The organism is Streptomyces monashensis, assembly GCF_001866665.1.
Lineage (GTDB): Bacteria > Actinomycetota > Actinomycetes > Streptomycetales > Streptomycetaceae > Streptomyces > Streptomyces monashensis.
This window is the reverse complement of the sequence record NZ_MLYO01000063.1, coordinates 193,312-209,253: the sequence shown is the minus strand read 5'-3', so window position 1 is coordinate 209,253 and position 15,942 is coordinate 193,312. Positions and strand designations below refer to the sequence as shown.

Annotated in this window: 21 protein-coding genes; 4 read left to right on the top strand and 17 right to left on the bottom strand. The window is 65.9% G+C overall.

Annotated elements, in window-relative coordinates:
- Positions 1 to 123: 123 nt before the first annotated feature.
- The 9 genes from BIV23_RS34140 to BIV23_RS34105 form a co-directional block, all read right to left on the bottom strand.
- Positions 124 to 441, bottom strand: a complete 318-nt coding sequence (locus BIV23_RS34140; protein WP_071384855.1) for a SpdD-like protein — start codon at positions 439 to 441, stop codon at positions 124 to 126.
- Between the two features lie 24 nt (positions 442 to 465).
- Entirely contained in the window at positions 466 to 621 is a 156-nt protein-coding gene (locus BIV23_RS49135; protein WP_107069211.1) for a hypothetical protein, read from the bottom strand.
- A 12-nt stretch (positions 622 to 633) separates the two neighbouring features.
- Positions 634 to 825, bottom strand: coding sequence for a mobile element transfer protein (locus tag BIV23_RS34135; RefSeq protein WP_071384854.1), 192 nt, complete (start codon positions 823 to 825; stop codon positions 634 to 636).
- 1 nt (position 826) lies between these two features.
- The gene (locus BIV23_RS34130) at positions 827 to 1,021 is read right to left on the bottom strand and encodes a hypothetical protein (protein WP_071384853.1); all 195 of its coding nucleotides are present in this window, start codon (positions 1,019 to 1,021) and stop codon (positions 827 to 829) included.
- A gap of 20 nt (positions 1,022 to 1,041) precedes the next feature.
- Positions 1,042 to 1,716: a DUF2637 domain-containing protein gene (locus tag BIV23_RS34125; protein WP_071384852.1), complete on the bottom strand. Its 675-nt coding sequence runs from the start codon at positions 1,714 to 1,716 to the stop codon at positions 1,042 to 1,044.
- Positions 1,716 to 1,919: a hypothetical protein gene (locus BIV23_RS34120; RefSeq protein WP_071384851.1), complete on the bottom strand. Its 204-nt coding sequence runs from the start codon at positions 1,917 to 1,919 to the stop codon at positions 1,716 to 1,718. The genes BIV23_RS34125 and BIV23_RS34120 overlap by 1 nt, the downstream gene beginning before the upstream one ends.
- An 85-nt stretch (positions 1,920 to 2,004) precedes the next feature.
- Positions 2,005 to 3,360 (bottom strand): FtsK/SpoIIIE domain-containing protein, encoded by a 1,356-nt coding sequence (locus BIV23_RS34115; RefSeq protein WP_071384850.1) that lies wholly within the window; start codon positions 3,358 to 3,360, stop codon positions 2,005 to 2,007.
- Positions 3,361 to 3,362: 2 nt separating this feature from the next.
- Positions 3,363 to 3,719, bottom strand: a complete 357-nt coding sequence (locus BIV23_RS34110; protein WP_067121081.1) for an SCO3933 family regulatory protein — start codon at positions 3,717 to 3,719, stop codon at positions 3,363 to 3,365.
- 138 nt (positions 3,720 to 3,857) lie between these two features.
- Positions 3,858 to 4,637 (bottom strand): GntR family transcriptional regulator, encoded by a 780-nt coding sequence (locus BIV23_RS34105; protein WP_071384849.1) that lies wholly within the window; start codon positions 4,635 to 4,637, stop codon positions 3,858 to 3,860.
- 18 nt (positions 4,638 to 4,655) lie between these two features.
- On the opposite strand from BIV23_RS34105, the gene BIV23_RS34100 reads away from it, so the two are divergent.
- Together BIV23_RS34100 and BIV23_RS49840 are read left to right on the top strand one after the other, a co-directional pair.
- The gene (locus BIV23_RS34100; protein WP_071384848.1) at positions 4,656 to 5,120 is read left to right on the top strand and encodes an NUDIX hydrolase; all 465 of its coding nucleotides are present in this window, start codon (positions 4,656 to 4,658) and stop codon (positions 5,118 to 5,120) included.
- Positions 5,121 to 5,740: 620 nt separating this feature from the next.
- Complete coding sequence (locus BIV23_RS49840; protein ID WP_143079166.1) at positions 5,741 to 6,586, top strand: hypothetical protein; 846 nt, start codon at positions 5,741 to 5,743, stop codon at positions 6,584 to 6,586.
- Between the two features lie 11 nt (positions 6,587 to 6,597).
- On the opposite strand, the gene BIV23_RS49835 is transcribed toward BIV23_RS49840, so the two are convergent.
- The 7 genes from BIV23_RS49835 to BIV23_RS34070 all read right to left on the bottom strand — a co-directional run bounded on the left by BIV23_RS49835 (position 6,598) and on the right by BIV23_RS34070 (position 12,706).
- Positions 6,598 to 7,656 (bottom strand): HEPN domain-containing protein, encoded by a 1,059-nt coding sequence (locus BIV23_RS49835; protein WP_143079165.1) that lies wholly within the window; start codon positions 7,654 to 7,656, stop codon positions 6,598 to 6,600.
- A 211-nt stretch (positions 7,657 to 7,867) separates the two neighbouring features.
- Positions 7,868 to 8,470: a hypothetical protein gene (locus tag BIV23_RS34095; protein WP_071384881.1), complete on the bottom strand. Its 603-nt coding sequence runs from the start codon at positions 8,468 to 8,470 to the stop codon at positions 7,868 to 7,870.
- 349 nt (positions 8,471 to 8,819) lie between these two features.
- The gene (locus BIV23_RS34090; RefSeq protein WP_071384847.1) at positions 8,820 to 10,085 is read right to left on the bottom strand and encodes a DNA sulfur modification protein DndB; all 1,266 of its coding nucleotides are present in this window, start codon (positions 10,083 to 10,085) and stop codon (positions 8,820 to 8,822) included.
- 556 nt (positions 10,086 to 10,641) lie between these two features.
- Positions 10,642 to 10,944: a hypothetical protein gene (locus BIV23_RS52525; RefSeq protein WP_071384846.1), complete on the bottom strand. Its 303-nt coding sequence runs from the start codon at positions 10,942 to 10,944 to the stop codon at positions 10,642 to 10,644.
- Positions 10,941 to 11,672 (bottom strand): GntR family transcriptional regulator, encoded by a 732-nt coding sequence (locus BIV23_RS34080; protein ID WP_071384880.1) that lies wholly within the window; start codon positions 11,670 to 11,672, stop codon positions 10,941 to 10,943. The genes BIV23_RS52525 and BIV23_RS34080 overlap by 4 nt, the downstream gene beginning before the upstream one ends.
- An 8-nt stretch (positions 11,673 to 11,680) precedes the next feature.
- Positions 11,681 to 11,905, bottom strand: a complete 225-nt coding sequence (locus BIV23_RS34075) for a hypothetical protein (RefSeq protein WP_071384845.1) — start codon at positions 11,903 to 11,905, stop codon at positions 11,681 to 11,683.
- A 516-nt stretch (positions 11,906 to 12,421) separates the two neighbouring features.
- Positions 12,422 to 12,706: a hypothetical protein gene (locus BIV23_RS34070; RefSeq protein ID WP_071384844.1), complete on the bottom strand. Its 285-nt coding sequence runs from the start codon at positions 12,704 to 12,706 to the stop codon at positions 12,422 to 12,424.
- A gap of 79 nt (positions 12,707 to 12,785) precedes the next feature.
- On the opposite strand from BIV23_RS34070, the gene BIV23_RS34065 reads away from it, so the two are divergent.
- The gene (locus BIV23_RS34065; RefSeq protein ID WP_071384843.1) at positions 12,786 to 13,541 is read left to right on the top strand and encodes a GntR family transcriptional regulator; all 756 of its coding nucleotides are present in this window, start codon (positions 12,786 to 12,788) and stop codon (positions 13,539 to 13,541) included.
- Here BIV23_RS34065 and BIV23_RS34060 read toward each other — a convergent pair.
- Positions 13,538 to 14,032: an HAD domain-containing protein gene (locus BIV23_RS34060; RefSeq protein WP_071384842.1), complete on the bottom strand. Its 495-nt coding sequence runs from the start codon at positions 14,030 to 14,032 to the stop codon at positions 13,538 to 13,540. The genes BIV23_RS34065 and BIV23_RS34060 overlap by 4 nt on opposite strands.
- A 241-nt stretch (positions 14,033 to 14,273) precedes the next feature.
- Here BIV23_RS34060 and ettA point away from each other — a divergent pair, with 241 nt between their 5' ends.
- A complete protein-coding gene (gene ettA / locus BIV23_RS34055; RefSeq protein WP_071384841.1) occupies positions 14,274 to 15,938 on the top strand; it encodes an energy-dependent translational throttle protein EttA in 1,665 nt (554 codons plus the stop codon).
- The last annotated feature ends 4 nt before the right edge of the window (positions 15,939 to 15,942 follow it).

Genomic DNA, 15,942 nt, shown 5'->3' with positions numbered 1-15,942 from the left:
GCACTCGGTGTCGCGGGTGAGGCGCGGTGGGCCATGCTGGGGGTTCCTTCCGGTTGCGAGATCGGATAGGGACGGCGCCCGGGCGGCGGATGCTTGGCGGTATCGAGGCCGCCCGGGTGCCGGTCAGCGGCGCTTGGCGTCGGAGGCGAGCAGGGAGCGCAGGACGACCGCGCAGACGGCGACCGAGGCGCCGGTGATGGCGACCGCCAGGAGTAGCGAGACCAGGACGGCGCCGAGGACCAGGACGACGGCCGTGCCGCCGCCGACGAGGGCGAGGGCGGTGCCAGGGGTGAGCTGGACCGTGGGCCGGGACGGCGCCGGAGTAGGCGTGGCGGCCGGCGGAGTCTCTGTGTGCCGGGTGACGGCGGTCGGCTCGATGACGGCGGGAGGGGTGGTGAGGCCCGTCGGCATGGGCATGGTGGGGATCTTCGGGCGGAACATGGGTGGTCTCCTCTCGCGGGCGGGCTACTTGACGAGGGCGTTGATGGCCGGGGCGAGGACGCTGTCGGCGAGGAGGAAGCCGCCGAGCAGGAGTACGGCGATGAGCCAGGCGGGCGGGCGGATGAGCTTGACGCCGAGGTAGCCGACGACGAGCAGCGCGAACCAGAGCGGGACCTGCATGGCGGTGACCTCCTAGCGGATGCGGCAGCGGTGCGTGCGGGCGGCGAGCTGCGCGGCGGACTGGCTGGAGTAGTCGGCGGACCAGCCGCAGCCGTCGGAGGTGCACACGGCGGCGTGCTTGGTCCGGCCGTGGCGGTCGCGGTGCGTGCCGATCTGCACCGGGCCGATGCGCATCACGGAGTGGAAGTGGTCGCGGGCGGGCATGTCAGTCGGTCTCCTCTCGGGTCGTGGCCGGGGCGGGGAAGCTGGCGCGGATACCGGCGGCGGTGGCCGGGTCAGCGGTGCGCTGGGCGGCTTCCTCGGCGAGCAGGTGAGCGAGGAAGGGCCGGTTGGCGGCGGCCATCTCGCGGGCGCCGTCGAGGTAGTCGGAGGCGGTCAGGTCGGCCGGGTCATGGGTCACCGGTCTTCCTCTCGTGCTGGTCAGGCGAGGTGGGCGGCGATGGCGTCGGCGAGGTGGGGCGGGACGCCGAGGCGGGAGCGCAAGGTGTCGGGGTCGATCGGGGATCCGGTGCGGGTGCGGTACTCGTCGGCGACCTTGCGGGCGTGGTCGATCAGTACGGCGGGGACCGGAGGAGCGGGAGCCGGGGCCGGAGATGCGGGGGCTGCGTCAGACTCGGGCACCGGCTCAGTTGCCGATGCGCGTTCGGCGTCCTGGACTGGTTGCTCGACCGGAGCCACGACCTCTTCCGCGTCCGCGACAGATGCCGGCGGTACCGGCCCCGACTCCGCAGCCGACGAGTGCGCGAGGAGGGTCCCGCCGAGGAAGGCGAGCGCGGGCCATCCGGCGATGCCGAGGCGGAGCAGGGCGGGCGGGTCGGCCAGGTCGAGGAACCCGGCCGTGGCGACGTTGGCGCCGAGCGAGGCGAACAGCGCGACGACGAACCAGCACCAGGCCAGCCGGGACGGTCCCTCACTGCGCAGCCGCCGCCAAGCCGCGACCATGAGCAGGTCGACACTGACCGGGTAGGCCCAGGCCTTCCACCCGTTCTGACCGGCAGCGGAGGCCAGGTCATGCAGGTGAGCGAAGGACAGGGCACCGGCGATGACGGCCTGAACCAAGACCGCGTCGACGCGGAGGCCGTGACGGGCACCCATCAGGAGTCACCGGGGTAGGCGGGGCCGCCGTCGGGGTCGTAGTCATCCGGGAACGTGCCGGGCGGCGGCTCGGGCAGCGAGACGGCGAGGGACGCGCTGACGGCTTCCACGAAGTCGAGGTCGGCGCCGGCCATGTCGGCGTACAAGGCGAGTTGGCCGAGCAGGAGCACGGTTCGAGCGAAGTCCTCGCAGTTCGGGCACACGGCGGGGTCTCCCTTCCTTGGGCATGGCGGGGGTAGGGACCTGGCGCGAAGGCGGTCGCGCCGACCGGTGGGGATCCGAGAGAGGTCAGACGGCGGCTGAGGAAGCCTTGGCCAGCGACACGGGAGCGGCAGCCGTGGCGGAGAGGACCGGCCGGAACGGAGCCAGCTCGGGCAGGTCCGGGGTCCGGTCGGCGTGCCGGTTGCAGATGTTCACGGCCTGGCGGAGCGAGGTGTGCGGAGCACGGATGCGGTGCCACCCTCCAGAGGAGTCGCCCGAGATGGCGAGTCCCCGCATTTCGGCCGGGATCTGGATGGCTGCGAGGACGGCGTCCGGGGCGATGTCGCCGAAGGCCATGTTGGCGGATGACTCGTCGTTGACGCGGTGGGCGGTGCGGCCGGTGAGCTGGGCGCGGAGCATGGTGATGCCCTTGCCGAGTTCGGAGCCGAAGCGCTGCCCGCAGATTTCGAGGTAGATGCCGGCCGCGCGGCCGAGCTGGGCGAGGCGGACCAGGGCGGTGATGATGCGGTCCCGGCGCTTCTCCTCCTCCTTGTTGGCGTACAGGGCGAGTTCGGCGACCTCGTCGACCAGGACCACGACCGGGACCGGACGTAGGTGATCGGGCAGGTCCCAGATGTCGGCGGCGATCTCCGCGTCCGGCACGTCGGCGGTGATCCGCTGCTGAGCCCGGATGACCTGATAGGTGCGCTCCATCCGGACCACGAGCGCGTCGAGCACTTCGGCGGCGGTGTCGGGATCGTCGGCCAGCGCGGAGAACCGGCGGGCCAGCGGGAACAGTTCAACCCCCTGCTTGCAGTCGATGCCGACAAGGGCGACGTCCATCGGCGCGAGCCCGGCGACCAGGTTGCGCTGGTAGACGGACTTGCCGGACTCCGTGGCCCCGAGGGTGAGCGCGTGGGGTATCGCCCGGTAGTCGCGGTAGTGCACCGAGCCGTCCTGCCGCAGGGCGACCGGTACCCGCATCGGCCGGGTGTCGGTCTTGGCCGGCATCTGCACCCGCTTGAGCACGTCGTAGCCGGTCATCCGCACCTCTACGACACCCGAGCGCAGCTCTCGCGAGGTCACGCCGTACATCGAGAACGAGTGCCGGAGCCGGTCCGAGGCGGCGGCGACATCGAAGGCGTCCTGTCCGGGGCGGAGCTTGAGCCGCAGGACCAGGCCGGTACGAGTCGGGCGCAGCCGCAGGATGCGCGGGGCACGGGGCTCCGGTATCGGCCGGTTGGTGGCACGGGCGAGAGCGAGTCGCCACCGCGGGGGCGGCACGGTTAACCCGCACGCGTCCATGACGGAGCGGTACCGGACCAGGACCCGCACGACGGCCAGCGTGACCCCGAAGGTCAACCAGTACCAGGCGGGACGCCGCCACCGCAGGAGACCCACGGCGACGACGACCAGCACCAGGGCGACCGTGAAACCGGTCATGATCAGGCCGCCTTGGGCCCTGCGGCGGCGTCGGCGAGCGAGGTGACCGCGACCGCGCGGAACGCGATGCCGTGCCGCTTCTGGCCGTTGAAGTCGTTCTCCCAGGGCCGAGCGATCAGGCCGGTGAGCGCGACCGGCGTGCCCATGGCCAGCTCGCCGGTGATGCCGGGCTCCGGGACGGTGATGGAGAGGATCTCCACCTCCTCGTTCGCCGCGAACATCACGTCGACCGTCATCAGCTTCGCCCCGGTCTCGGTGTCGGTGGCGATCTCGCCTGTACGGCGGTCACGGACCTTGACCTGCGGGGACTTGGCGACCATCACGACCGCGCCGGCGGTGTCGACGGGAATCTGACGCACAGAGATCACTCCTCTATAGATGCTGGACTCCGTCACTCATGTATATGAGTGACATGAAGAAGAGTGCCTCACTCCTGTACATGAGTCAACCCGCCGCGAAGAAGAACTCGCGACGGGTTGCAGGAAGTTGAGCGGGCGTCAGTCGGAGGCGGGGATCCTGTACTCGAAAACGAACTGGTCAGCGGCCATGAGCGTGTCGCACACCTCGACCACGAGACCCTCGGTCGTACGGGCCTCCCGGATCAGATGAACCACCGGCGCACCCGGACTCAGCGCCAGCTCCGAGGCCTCCGCCTTCGAGGCCGGCCGCGCCTGCAACGTCTCGACGAACTCCACGAACTCATGCCCGTGGTCTTCGAGTCGGGCGTAGATGCCACCGCCGCCGGGGTTCTCGGCGAACAGCTCCGGAATCTCCTTCACGACGCCCCACGGCAGGTACGACGTCGCCGTCTCGACCGGGGTGCCATTACGGAAGTAGAGGCGCCGGCGGGCCAGCACCTGCGCACCGACCGGGACGCCCAGGCGCTGGGCGGCATCCTCGGGCGCCTCCATGGGCCCGATGTAGAGAACGCTGACCTTGGCAGCCGCACCGGACTGCGCGGACTCCGCGAGGTAGGCCGCCTGCCCACCCTGCCGGAGCGAACGCCGGAAACGATCAGAGGATCGGTGCCGCACCGGAGGCCGGCTCTTCACGATCGAGCCCTTGCCGTGCCGGGTCTCGACCAGCCCACTCGCCCGCACCTCGACCATGGCCTTACGAATCGTTCCGCCGGACACGCCATAGCGGTCCACCAGCTCAGACTCACTCGGCACCATGTCACCAGGCTTGAGAACCCCCGCCCGGATCTGCTGCACGATCTCGTCCGCGATCTGCACGTACCGAGGCCCGGATCCGACCCCTCCAGCCGCAGTTCCCATAGTCCTTCTCTGCCTCCTATGCTCCTCTACATGAGTCAAGCACAGGAAGCGCCACCGTCCCCCCTGCACTCCGTATCCGTAGCCGGAGTAGTAGTGCGCGAGGACGGCCGCCTCCTGGCGATCCGCCGAGCCGACAACGGCACCTGGGAACTCCCCGGTGGCATCCTCGAACTCAACGAGACCCCCGAGGCCGGCGTAGCCCGCGAGGTCCTGGAGGAGACAGGCATCCACATCGAGGTCGACGAACTGACCGGCGTCTACAAGAACTTGACCCGCGGCATCGTGGCCCTGGTCTTCCGCTGCAAACCCTCCGGCGGCACCGAACGCACCTCAACCGAGTCCACAGCCGTCTCCTGGCTCACGCCCGACGAGGTCAGCGAGCGCATGGCCGAGGTCTTCGCGGTCAGACTCCTGGACGCCCTGGACGGCAACGGCCCCCACGTACGCAGCCACGACGGCAAGCGCCTCATCCCAGCGGGATAAAACCTTCTCTCCTTCATCAAGGCGGCTCGCTCCGCTCACCGCGCGCGGCCCGGCCCCCGGCCGGGCCTGCGCTCCTGTCTCCGCCCCGCTCCAGCCCGGCCGGCGCCCGTGCCGCGCGCACAGCAGTCAGCCGCTTGCCGTAGAAGGGGTACGTCGTGGCTGGGGCGGTCGGCTCCGCGATTTTAGCCAGCCACTTTGGCGCGAGCCTCGAAGATCATGGCCCCAACGTCGTGCTTTACCGGGCAGGTCCACCACATGCCCGACGCGCCGCAAGCTTACGGGGCCATGATCACTCGCGCCAAAGCAGCTCCAGGCCAAAATCGCTCCGCCGACCTTGGAACGAAAGCTACAGTGGTCGTCCCCGAACATCGCGAGGTCGAGGATTACACTAATGGAGCCGATCCAGAATACCTCAATTCGAGATGCCACACCTGGGGGATGACTTGAAAATAGCCGCAATTATGCAGTTCTATTTCGAAACGCGGTTTCCGCGTGACACAACTTGGTCACCTTGGAAAGGAGTTAGCCTAAACGCGCCAGAATTCAGCGCACATGTACTCCCCTGGGATCCGTCGACGCAGGAATTGTTCCCTGAAGAAATCGACAGGTCCCTGTCTGGCATGTCACTGACTCTGACCCCTGTCGGCATTCCTGGCGGGTCAATTCGAAAGACAGTCGCTGACACGGTAATCGATCGCATTCAGGTAACCTTGCGGTGGGAAGAGCAAGCGCCTTCAGGCTCCGACAATATCCCGTTCGACCTGGAACTTACTCAAGATCGAGCTGTTGAGGCCGTTAACTTCTTCATCGAACACATTAGGATTGCGGCGCATGCGGCATGGGTCCCGCGAGTTAGGCGCGCATGGCGGCCACAAGATGGTCAGTACTACCTTCTCACGCCCTGGACCATTTCGGCATTTGATGCGAACACTGGTGCACCGATTCCAGTGTTCGCCGGCGTCAACGGAATGGCTTCCCCAGGAGCGCTCCGCGCGCCCGAGACTGGCTCAATTCCCATCGCTATGATCGAAGATTCACTTCGCCTTGGGAATGCGTCGCTACCTATCGCCATGCTCCTAGATGCCGAGGAGGCCGTAGAAGCGTTGACTCTTCGTGAGGCCATCCTGGCAATCGCGTCAGCTTGCGAGGTTGCCGCCAAGACCTATATCAGCCGCAATACTGGCAGTCAGACTGCATCCTTCGAGAAGGGTCTTCAAGGAAGTTTTGCTTCGAAATTCTACGATCAAGCGCCGAGCCATTTCTCGCAGAGGTCTTTTAAGCAAGAAGATCCCTCCGGATTTGCGCTTATCGAAGAGATGTATCGCGAGCGCAATAGGCTTATCCATACTGGTTCGATGACTCGGCGCCTTCTCGATGTGACTTCCCGAGAACGGCAACGTACGGTTTACGCTTACCTGAGTGCAGGGAATCGGGCAGTTGACTGGATCACAATTCTTACTAAGTAGTCACGCCTGACTTATTGGTATTGATGACACAAAGTCGGCCTGGGCTCACCTCGATCGCACGGGCATTCGATCCCAGGAAAACCGCACCATCGGCCTTCAGCAATCTCCTGCTGGAGAGTGATCTTTTCGGACTCCCTCTCAGATGCCAAGTAATCTTGCCATTCGATTGGGTCACGGTCCACAGGAGGGGCGACCGGCCCTTTCTCACCTATATCGAGACTTTCCGGGATACCAAGCGGTTCGAATTCATCTACATCCGCCTTAAGTCCACAGACCTGACAGAAAAATGAGTGCGCCACGAATATATTGACCCCGCGTTCATCCCTGGCTGTGGAGTATCCAACCAGCATCCCAGAGTGCCCCTCGACCGGGCATGGCACCTCGAACCCGGACCTCCCGGGACCGAACATCCCTCGATAGCTCCACAGGATTGGCCCTGGCGGAATAGAGGAATTTAGTTCCCCATATTTTTCCGCAATATAAGCGCGCGCTTTCGCAAGCCGTACACGCATGCGTCGGGTGACATCATCGAGATGCGCTTTCCCGAGACTCTCGCGGACACCAGCCCAAGTACCCCAATAGGCTTCGTGTGACTCCCCAAGCTCCTTCAGGAGCGCATCCACGACATCGAAGCACGTAACGATATTACTCTCGGCCATGGAAGCATCAACGATGCCGAGATGGGCTACGCCATTGCGTGCACTTAGAGCAGCCGCCCAACGTTGGTTACTGACACGGTCGAGACGCTTTGTAAACTCTCGCGCGAGCTCAAGGGCATCTCTTGCACTAATCGATGCGCCGTTCTCCAGCCGGCGCTCTGCGGCATGCTGTGTTCGCTGGTGAATCGCCCCTGTCAGATGCAGCAACATTGTTGTGTTATCTGCGATGATTGCGGGCTCCACGCTGAATAGAAAGCCTTTAAGAAGGTGCTCTGCGGCAACTTGTGCATGGTGAACAGCAAGGTCGTATGCAGGTGGCTCGGCGGCGGCATGCCGCATGGCTTCATGCATCCAACGCCGCGACGATGCAAGGAACATGTCCGCATCGATGGTCCCACGAGTGCTAGACATGCAGAGATCGTAGCCAGTTCCGAGGAGGGCGCACACGAGATTCTCTACGGTACGACCGTGCCAGAAGCATGCCAGATCGTACGGGGAACCGCGGGGAACACCGGGGAACCAGTCGACCGCCTACTAGGCCCCGACGCTGCTCCCCCGCAGGTCAGCACCGGAGCAAGCCCGAGGTGCCCTTAGCTTCCCAAGCTAAGGGCACCCGCAGGTCTCAGAGAAGGTCGCGCCAGAAGGGGACTGTTGCTCTCGGGCCCCAGGTCTCGTCGACATCGCTTCGTGCCTCGTCGAACTCCTGGTGCATGTAGTCGACCAGGTCCAGCCCGTAGTAGATGATGTCGGTCTGCCACACCGAGAGCACCGGATGCCCGAAGCTTCCCCGGCCGGCAGGAAGGTACCGGTGGCCGTACACCGGCACAAGCAGCGGCACATCTGGAAGACGACGCTGTGCAGTGGCCAGGGCAGCCGCGGCATCAGCCGGACGCTCACCCCATGCCTCGTACCAGAATGCGTTGCGCTCGACGTCGAAGAGAACGCCCTCGACCGGCCAGCCGAGCTGATCGCGCAACCTTTCCGGATCGCCGCTGCGCCACTCGGGCCAGGGCTTGGACCAGGTCTGCCCCTCCTCGGGAGGCACGTTGACTGGAAGGCCCGCCGCAAGGAACGCGCGGTGATCGTCCGCGAACTCGAACCCGAACTCCTGCTCGATGCGCTCGAACTCGACATCCGTCAGTCCTGACTCGAACTCATAGAGCCCTGTCTGCGCCAAGCGCCGTGCGGCCTCTGCGCCCAGACGTACGCCCTCATTGCTGATCACCGCCGCACGGTAGCGCCGATCGCAGCCCACCGTCACCCGGGTTACGCGCGGGTCCGTCTCAGTTTCCGTCTCATTCAGCGCCGTTCACGGCCGTTCAGACGAGACCTACGGCGCTCGCCACCTCACGAGCGGCCGCCCATGAACCCAGGTGAACGGCCATGTTCGATGCCGCCGGGACCACCAACAACAGAGGCCCATTCGCATGGTCGTGAATGGGCCTCTGTCGTGCGTACAGCAGTGGAGTACAGCAACCGCCGCGGATTTCGAGCTGGTATCCCGCCCCCGTTACATACAGAAGCGCGTCTGATCCGACGACAACGTGAACGCCTTCCTCGTAGTGCCGTTGCGATTACAGGGCTGTGGGGGCCTTCTTGTACCAGGTGGTGATGACGCCGACGAGGTGGACGATGTTTTGGGTCCGCATGATCGGTGCGGCGGCGTTCGGCTCGAAGTCATCGTTCGCCGCAGTGGTGCGCCAGATGCTGGTCTCGGTGACCGGTGCGGCCATGTGCGGGTCAAGACGCTTGAAGAAGGCGGTGATGTCGTCGAGCTCGACCGGGTTGTCGCCCGCTCGCAGCTCGCGGAACACGCCGCCGAGAACGCGGAGCATGCCCACCGAGCCGAGGAGCGACGTACGGCGTACCTCCTGGGCCATGGTGAGGTCACCCGGCTGACGCTCCGCCTCGGGATCGTCCTCGGTGAGGGCGGCGAGATCGGTGAAGGCGTTGGAAAGGACGTCAAGGAAGTCCTTGACTTGCTCGATCACCTCGCCGTCGGTGAGGGTCTGTTCAGCCTTCTTGCTGATTCGACCGCCGGCGCCGGCGATGACAGCGCGCGTGATGTCAGCGACGTGCTTGGCGCCCATGAAGTTGGGGTTCTTGAGCGTCATTCGGTCCTGCTCCGCGTCAACTCGTCCCTTCAGCAGCGGGTGGTCGATGACATCGGACAGGGTGCGGTTGGCGACCTTGTAGCTGTCGAAGCGAGCTCGGACGGCGCTGCTGATGCCCTTGGCGTTGTCGGCGACGTCGACGAACATTTGCTGGGACTTGATCGGATCCGGCTCGACGTAGATGTCCAGGCCGACGTACTCGGCCTTCAAACGGTTCATCTGGCCGATGAGCTTCTCGCGTTCGGCCTCGAGCTTCGTTGTCTTTTCCGGGCTGACCTTGCGGGCCATCTCGCGGTCGACGGCGGAGATGGCGTCGGTGATGCGCTGCTTCTCGATGGCGACGCCGAGCACACGATGCTGGCCGTCGATGGTCCGCAGAGAGGAGATGCCGCCGATCGCCCAGGGGACGGTGAGGTAGCCGACGGCACCCTGGTCGTCCACCTTCTCGAAGGTGCAGCCGCCGCCGTCCCGAGCCAGGAGGGCAGGGGCGACCCAGTCCTGCTTGGTGTCGAGGTACTCGCCGAAGTGCTTGGCATGGAGGCGGTCGACCTTGCGATTGTCCTTGTCGACGTTGTTCGGGTCGGGGACCGGAAGGATGGTCGGGAGGTCGAGGAGAGGGACGCGCACGCTGTAGACGGTGCGACCGCCCTGAGGCGTCTTGATGGCGAGATAGGTGCTGGAGTCCTGCGGCTTGGAGAGGCGTAGAGGGTCGACGGAAATGCTCACGAGAATCCCCCCATGGGATCAGCCACGCGCTTGGTTGGTGTGGCAACAAGTGAACTGTAGGGAATAGTAGCCCGTAGCGGAAAATAAGTTCTTAATTCGCAAGATAAGTTAGCAATGGTCGACTGTAAGTGTTTAATATGTGGTCGAAAGTGACCGCAGGTGACCGTTTTTTTAAATCGCCTACACCGGTCGCTCGGCGGTCAGAACCATAGGCGTCGCGGAGCCCACCGTGGGGGCCTGCCCTCAGTGGTGAGCTGCCCCGATCGGGCCCCCAGCAGGCCGACGCCACCGCCTAAGGCCCAGTACGGCAAGCGCAGTATCTGCATCAACAGCGCTAATGCGAATGCCAATTCACCGATCACCGGAGGTATCCGTGCGCGCTACTGGTCTCGCCAGTCCGAACCGAGTCCTATCGGCGCATGTGACCGCGGCGTGTCGATCACGACCAGTAGGCGACACGACAGGGAGAGAAGCCGGGGGCGTTGCCCGGGCTTCTCTCCCTGCGAGCGCTGACGAGAATGCTGCAACCGTCAGCCGTCGTCGCCCACCGTCCCCTTTAGAAACAGTGAGGTTCGCTCGCTGTCAGGAGGTGACCGCGGCTGATCGCTACGCGGAGCACGTCTCGCAGAGATCCGGTCAGCTTGTCCGCCAAGAGGCGCACATCCTCCGGGGTCGAGTTTGTGTTGCCGAGGGTTTTTGAGGCCTGGTCCAACAGACCAGCCGCCATGCCGAGTTGCACTGCCTCGACGTTGTCCGCCAGGCGGGACATATGGCCGGCTCTGTCATCGGTGCTGAGGTAGCAGGGTTTGCCCTCCCTCCCTGACCACGGCAGAAGACGCAGTTCGTTTCGTGCCGTCATCCTTGCGTCCTTCTCTCATCGATCACGTGGTGGGTGGTGAAGACCGCGTCGACGCGATCCCCTGGGAACACGAGAAGCGCGGCTTCGACGGCTCGCCCGGCCGTGTCGGCTGCAACGCGTGTGATCGCGAGGACCGCCGAGGCTGAGTTGATCCGGAGGGTTGACGCCTCATCTGGTGTCGGGAGGCGAGCGGAGACCGTCTCCCGGACTTCTGCCGGCGGAGGGTTCAGCACAGGGAAGCTTGCTTCCGCCCGCCCGCGTGTGAATCTGTCGCCGAGCACCGCGGGCGACGCCAGGTCGTGCGGGACGTAGATGCGGGCCAGGCTGTGCGGGGAGTCTCCCTCATAGCTGAGGCAAAGGAATTCGGTCAGTGGGCTGCCGATTGGGACCCGCAACAGGGCTGTCAGATCTCCGCGCGCGCCGATCGCGGTGGTCCGGATCGTGACGCGCAGGTCTGCGTCGGCAGCAGTCCGGGGGTCCAGCGTGCCCCATCCGCCGACATAGGTGATCTTGCGGAGGGGGCGGCGAATGAAGTTGCCCTTGCCGTGGATTTTCTCGACGAGTCCCTCGCTCTGAAGTACCCCGAGGGCGCGCCGCAGGGTCGCCGTACTGACCTTGTATTGGCCGGCCAGTCCGGACTCGGACGGAAGGCGTTCGCCTGGCTCGATACGACCGGCCGTGATCTGGTGCCGGAGGTCGTCAGCGATGTCGTGATGGCGTGAGGCCATGGACCCGATCACCGCCTTCTCATCATCCGTACCGCGGTGAGCCGGGTTCGCGTGTGTATGGTCAGCAGCTCACCCGACTCGAAGAAGAGCTGCTTGGCACCGTTGGGCAGTTGGAAGAGGTTGCCCACGCGGCATGCCCGACCGCCGACCTGGATGATGTCGCCGCGCTGAACGGTGTTCGCGGTGACCTCGATGTTGGATGCCAGCGCGCCGCCGGGGAGGGGGGCGTTCACCGTTCCACCTCACTGGGCGTGGACTGGCCATTCGTCGAGTGGCATGGGCAGCCGCACGCCTCGTAGATCACCGGTACGTTGACCGGTGCCGAGGCGGGGGAGGACTCCGCGCAAGCGGGGTGCGTGCCGATCCGGCAGGCGGTCGATCGGTAGGAGTCGGTCGAGGCATCCTGGATGCGGGGCTGTTGGCGGGAAGGCATCAGTGGACCTCCGCCAGGGCCGACCAGGCCTCAGCAGGCAGATGGGAAGCGATGACCACAGGGCGCGGCCGTACTCGTCCCTCCCAAGCCAGCAGGTACGGGCGGACGAGCGCGTTGTCCTCTCCTGCGAGCTGGTATCGGTGGTTCGCGGTGTTGGAAGTCCGCCCCAGGAAGACCGTCGACGCATCAGTGGACGCAGGGAAGGCGGAGGCAGCCGTCGGCTGGGAGGGCGTTAAGGGGCGGCGGTGCTTGCCCCTTGGGGCGTACCGCGCTCTGGTGAGCGAGACGGCACGGCGGATACGGTTGAGCACGCTACTCAGCTCCTATCGCTGATGGCAGGTCCCCCGACATCGCCCGTCGTGGGGACCGCTTTGCGTACGACCGCCCAGAGGGTGCGGCCGTTCAGGCTGGTGGCGACGAGGCCGAACCGATCGGCTTCTGCCACTGCTTCCAGGACCTCCCGCCATAAATCGGCGGAGAGCGAGTCCGGCACCTCCGCTTCGACCGACGCGTACCGGTCGTGCTCCTCCACCCGCGCGACGAGCCCGACGGCGGACAGCCGGGCAGCGATGGCCGCCGCGCTAACTCCCGAAGCGGGCACAGGGCAGCCTCCGTCACCGGCGAATCACTTTCAGTGAAGCTAGTTAACTAGGTTAGAGCTAGTGGACTAGATTTTCCATATGCCTGAGCAGCCGCCCTATCTCCGTATCGCCGACGAACTCAGGCGGCGGATCGCGGAGCACGTATGGGAGCCGGGGGACCGTCTGCCCTCCCGCGCTCAGATCGGCCAGGAGTGCGGCGTGGGCGAGAACGTGGTCCGACGGGCGCAGGAACTGCTGATCTCACAGGGTGTGTTGGAGGGGCGGGCCGGATCGGGCACGTACGTCGCCGAGCCCCGTCAGCGGGTCCGGGTCGTGCGGTCGTCAGCCCGGGAGCAGCCCAGTGGATCGCCGTTCCGCGCCGATATGAAGGCCGTGGGCAAGCAAGGCGATTGGGAGAGTCGGACCGATGCCAAGGTCCCGGCGCCGGCGGACATCGCGGTGCGGCTCGGGATCGTCGAAGGCGACCTGTGCGTACGGACGACGTACGAGTTCCTCGCCGACGGGAGGCCCGTGCAGCTGTCGACGAGTTGGGAGCCGTACGACCTCACCGCCGGCACGCTTGTCGTCCTCCCCGAGGGTGGGCCGCACGCCGGGGCGGGTGTCGTGAACCGCATGGATGCGATCGGTGTCACCGTCAGCCACGCCGTGGAGCAGCCCGAGCCGCGGCAGGCGACCGCCGAGGAGGCGTCGATACTCGGCATCCAGAAGGCCGCGCTCGTCACGCACATCCGGCGGACGTACTACAGCGATCAGGGACGGCCCGTTGAGACGGCGGACATCGTGGTGCCCGCTGCTCACTGCGAGATCGTGTACGAGATCCCGATCAACCGTTAGCCGGCGCCCTCGCCAGCGAGCCACTCGGCGAGCGCGGAGAAGTCGGCTTCTACGAGTCCTTTGGCCGGGTCGACACGATGAAGCAGCGACGGCCCAGGGTGCTGAGCAGCGACCCAGACGCGATCCATGGCGCTGATCTCGTCGTCGACCCAGATGAACGGTCGACCGTCCGCCCACTCGACCAAGGGGCGAGTCTTCCAGTGCAGGCCGCGCGGTCCCTCGTCGGCGCCGGTGTCCGGCCACTCCACCACAGGCAGCTTCGGCAGTCCGAGGCGCGGGGCGACGACTTCGTTCGCTTCCTCCATCCACGTCGTGGCCCAAGCGAGACGACAACCCAAGGCCAGCAGACGCGGTCCGATCCCGGGATCGAGCCGATTAAGCAGCGGGTTCCCCTGGTCGACCGACGTCGAGGAGGCGTACGACGCCCCGAACGGGATGAGTGGGCCGTCGACGTCGAGGAAGAGGATGGAGCGCTCCGCAGCGTCGGTCACAGCGGCACGATAGCCCTGCGGAGCAGCGAGGGGACCCGACTTCCCGGGCCGTCCCTGGGCCGTGCGAGGGTGCCCGAGGGCACTCGGCAGCGACCGACAGTGACAGACGAGCTACAGTCGCCACCACAGAAACCCCAGGTCAGACGGCCCGGACCAAACGGGTTAACACCCAGGGCTGGCAGTCAGGCAAGATGGGGTGTATCTGCCCACTGCCAGATTTCAAGCTGCCGGACGGTTTCTCTTGGCTGAGTTCATTTACACCATGCGCAAGGCGCGCAAGGCGCACGGCGACAAGGTGATCCTCGATGATGTCACCCTGAACTTCCTGCCGGGGGCGAAGATCGGCGTCGTCGGTCCGAACGGTGCCGGTAAGTCGACCGTGCTGAAGATCATGGCCGGGCTGGAGCAGCCCTCCAACGGCGACGCCTTCCTGTCGCCGGGCTACAGCGTCGGCATCCTGCTCCAGGAGCCCCCGCTCGACGAGGGGAAGACGGTCCTGGAGAACGTCCAGGACGGTGTCGCCGAGGTCAAGGGCAAGCTCGACCGGTTCAACGAGATCGCCGAGCAGATGGCGGTCGAGTACACCGACGCCCTCATGGACGAGATGGGCAAGCTCCAGGAGGAGCTCGACCACGCCAATGCCTGGGACCTCGACGCCCAGCTCGAGCAGGCCATGGACGCGCTGGGCTGCCCGCCCGGCGACTGGCCCGTCACCAACCTCTCCGGTGGTGAGAAGCGCCGCGTCGCGCTCTGCAAGCTGTTGCTGGAGCAGCCCGACCTGCTGCTCCTCGACGAGCCCACCAACCACCTCGACGCCGAGTCCGTGAACTGGCTGGAGCAGCACCTCGCCAAGTACGAGGGCACCGTCGTGGCCGTCACCCACGACCGGTACTTCCTCGACAACGTCGCCGGCTGGATCTGCGAGGTCGACCGCGGCCGCCTGCACGGCTACGAGGGCAACTACTCCAAGTACCTGGAGACCAAGGCCACCCGCCTCAAGGTCGAGGGCCAGAAGGACGCCAAGCGGCAGAAGCGGCTCAAGGAAGAGCTGGACTGGGTGCGGTCGAACGCCAAGGGGCGTCAGGCCAAGTCCAAGGCCCGCCTCGCGCGCTACGAGGAGATGGCCGCCGAGGCCGACAAGATGCGGAAGCTGGACTTCGAGGAGATCCAGATCCCGCCGGGCCCGCGGCTGGGCAACATCGTCGTCGAGGTCGACAAGCTCAACAAGGCCTTCGGGGAGAAGGTCCTCGTCGACGGGCTCTCCTTCACGCTGCCGCGCAACGGCATCGTCGGTGTCATCGGCCCGAACGGCGCCGGCAAGACCACGCTGTTCAAGATGATCCAGGGACTCGAGACCCCGGACTCCGGCGACATCAAGGTCGGCGAGACCGTCAAGATCTCGTACGTCGACCAGAGCCGCGAGAACCTCGACCCCAAGAAGACGCTGTGGGAGGTCGTGTCCGACGGGCTCGACTACATCAACGTCGGCCAGGTCGAGATGCCGAGCCGCGCGTATGTGTCGGCCTTCGGCTTCAAGGGCCCGGACCAGCAGAAGCCGACCGGTGTCCTCTCCGGCGGTGAGCGCAACCGGCTCAACCTGGCGCTGACCCTGAAGCAGGGCGGCAACCTGCTGCTCCTCGACGAGCCCACCAACGACCTCGACGTGGAGACCCTGTCCTCCCTGGAGAACGCGCTGCTGGAGTTCCCCGGCTGCGCCGTGGTCGTCTCCCACGACCGCTGGTTCCTGGACCGGGTCGCCACGCACATCCTCGCGTACGAGGGCGAGTCGAAGTGGTTCTGGTTCGAGGGCAACTTCGAGTCGTACGAGAAGAACAAGGTCGAGCGGCTCGGCCCGGACGCCGCGCGTCCGCACCGCGCCACCTACAAGAAGCTGACCCGGGGCTGATCGG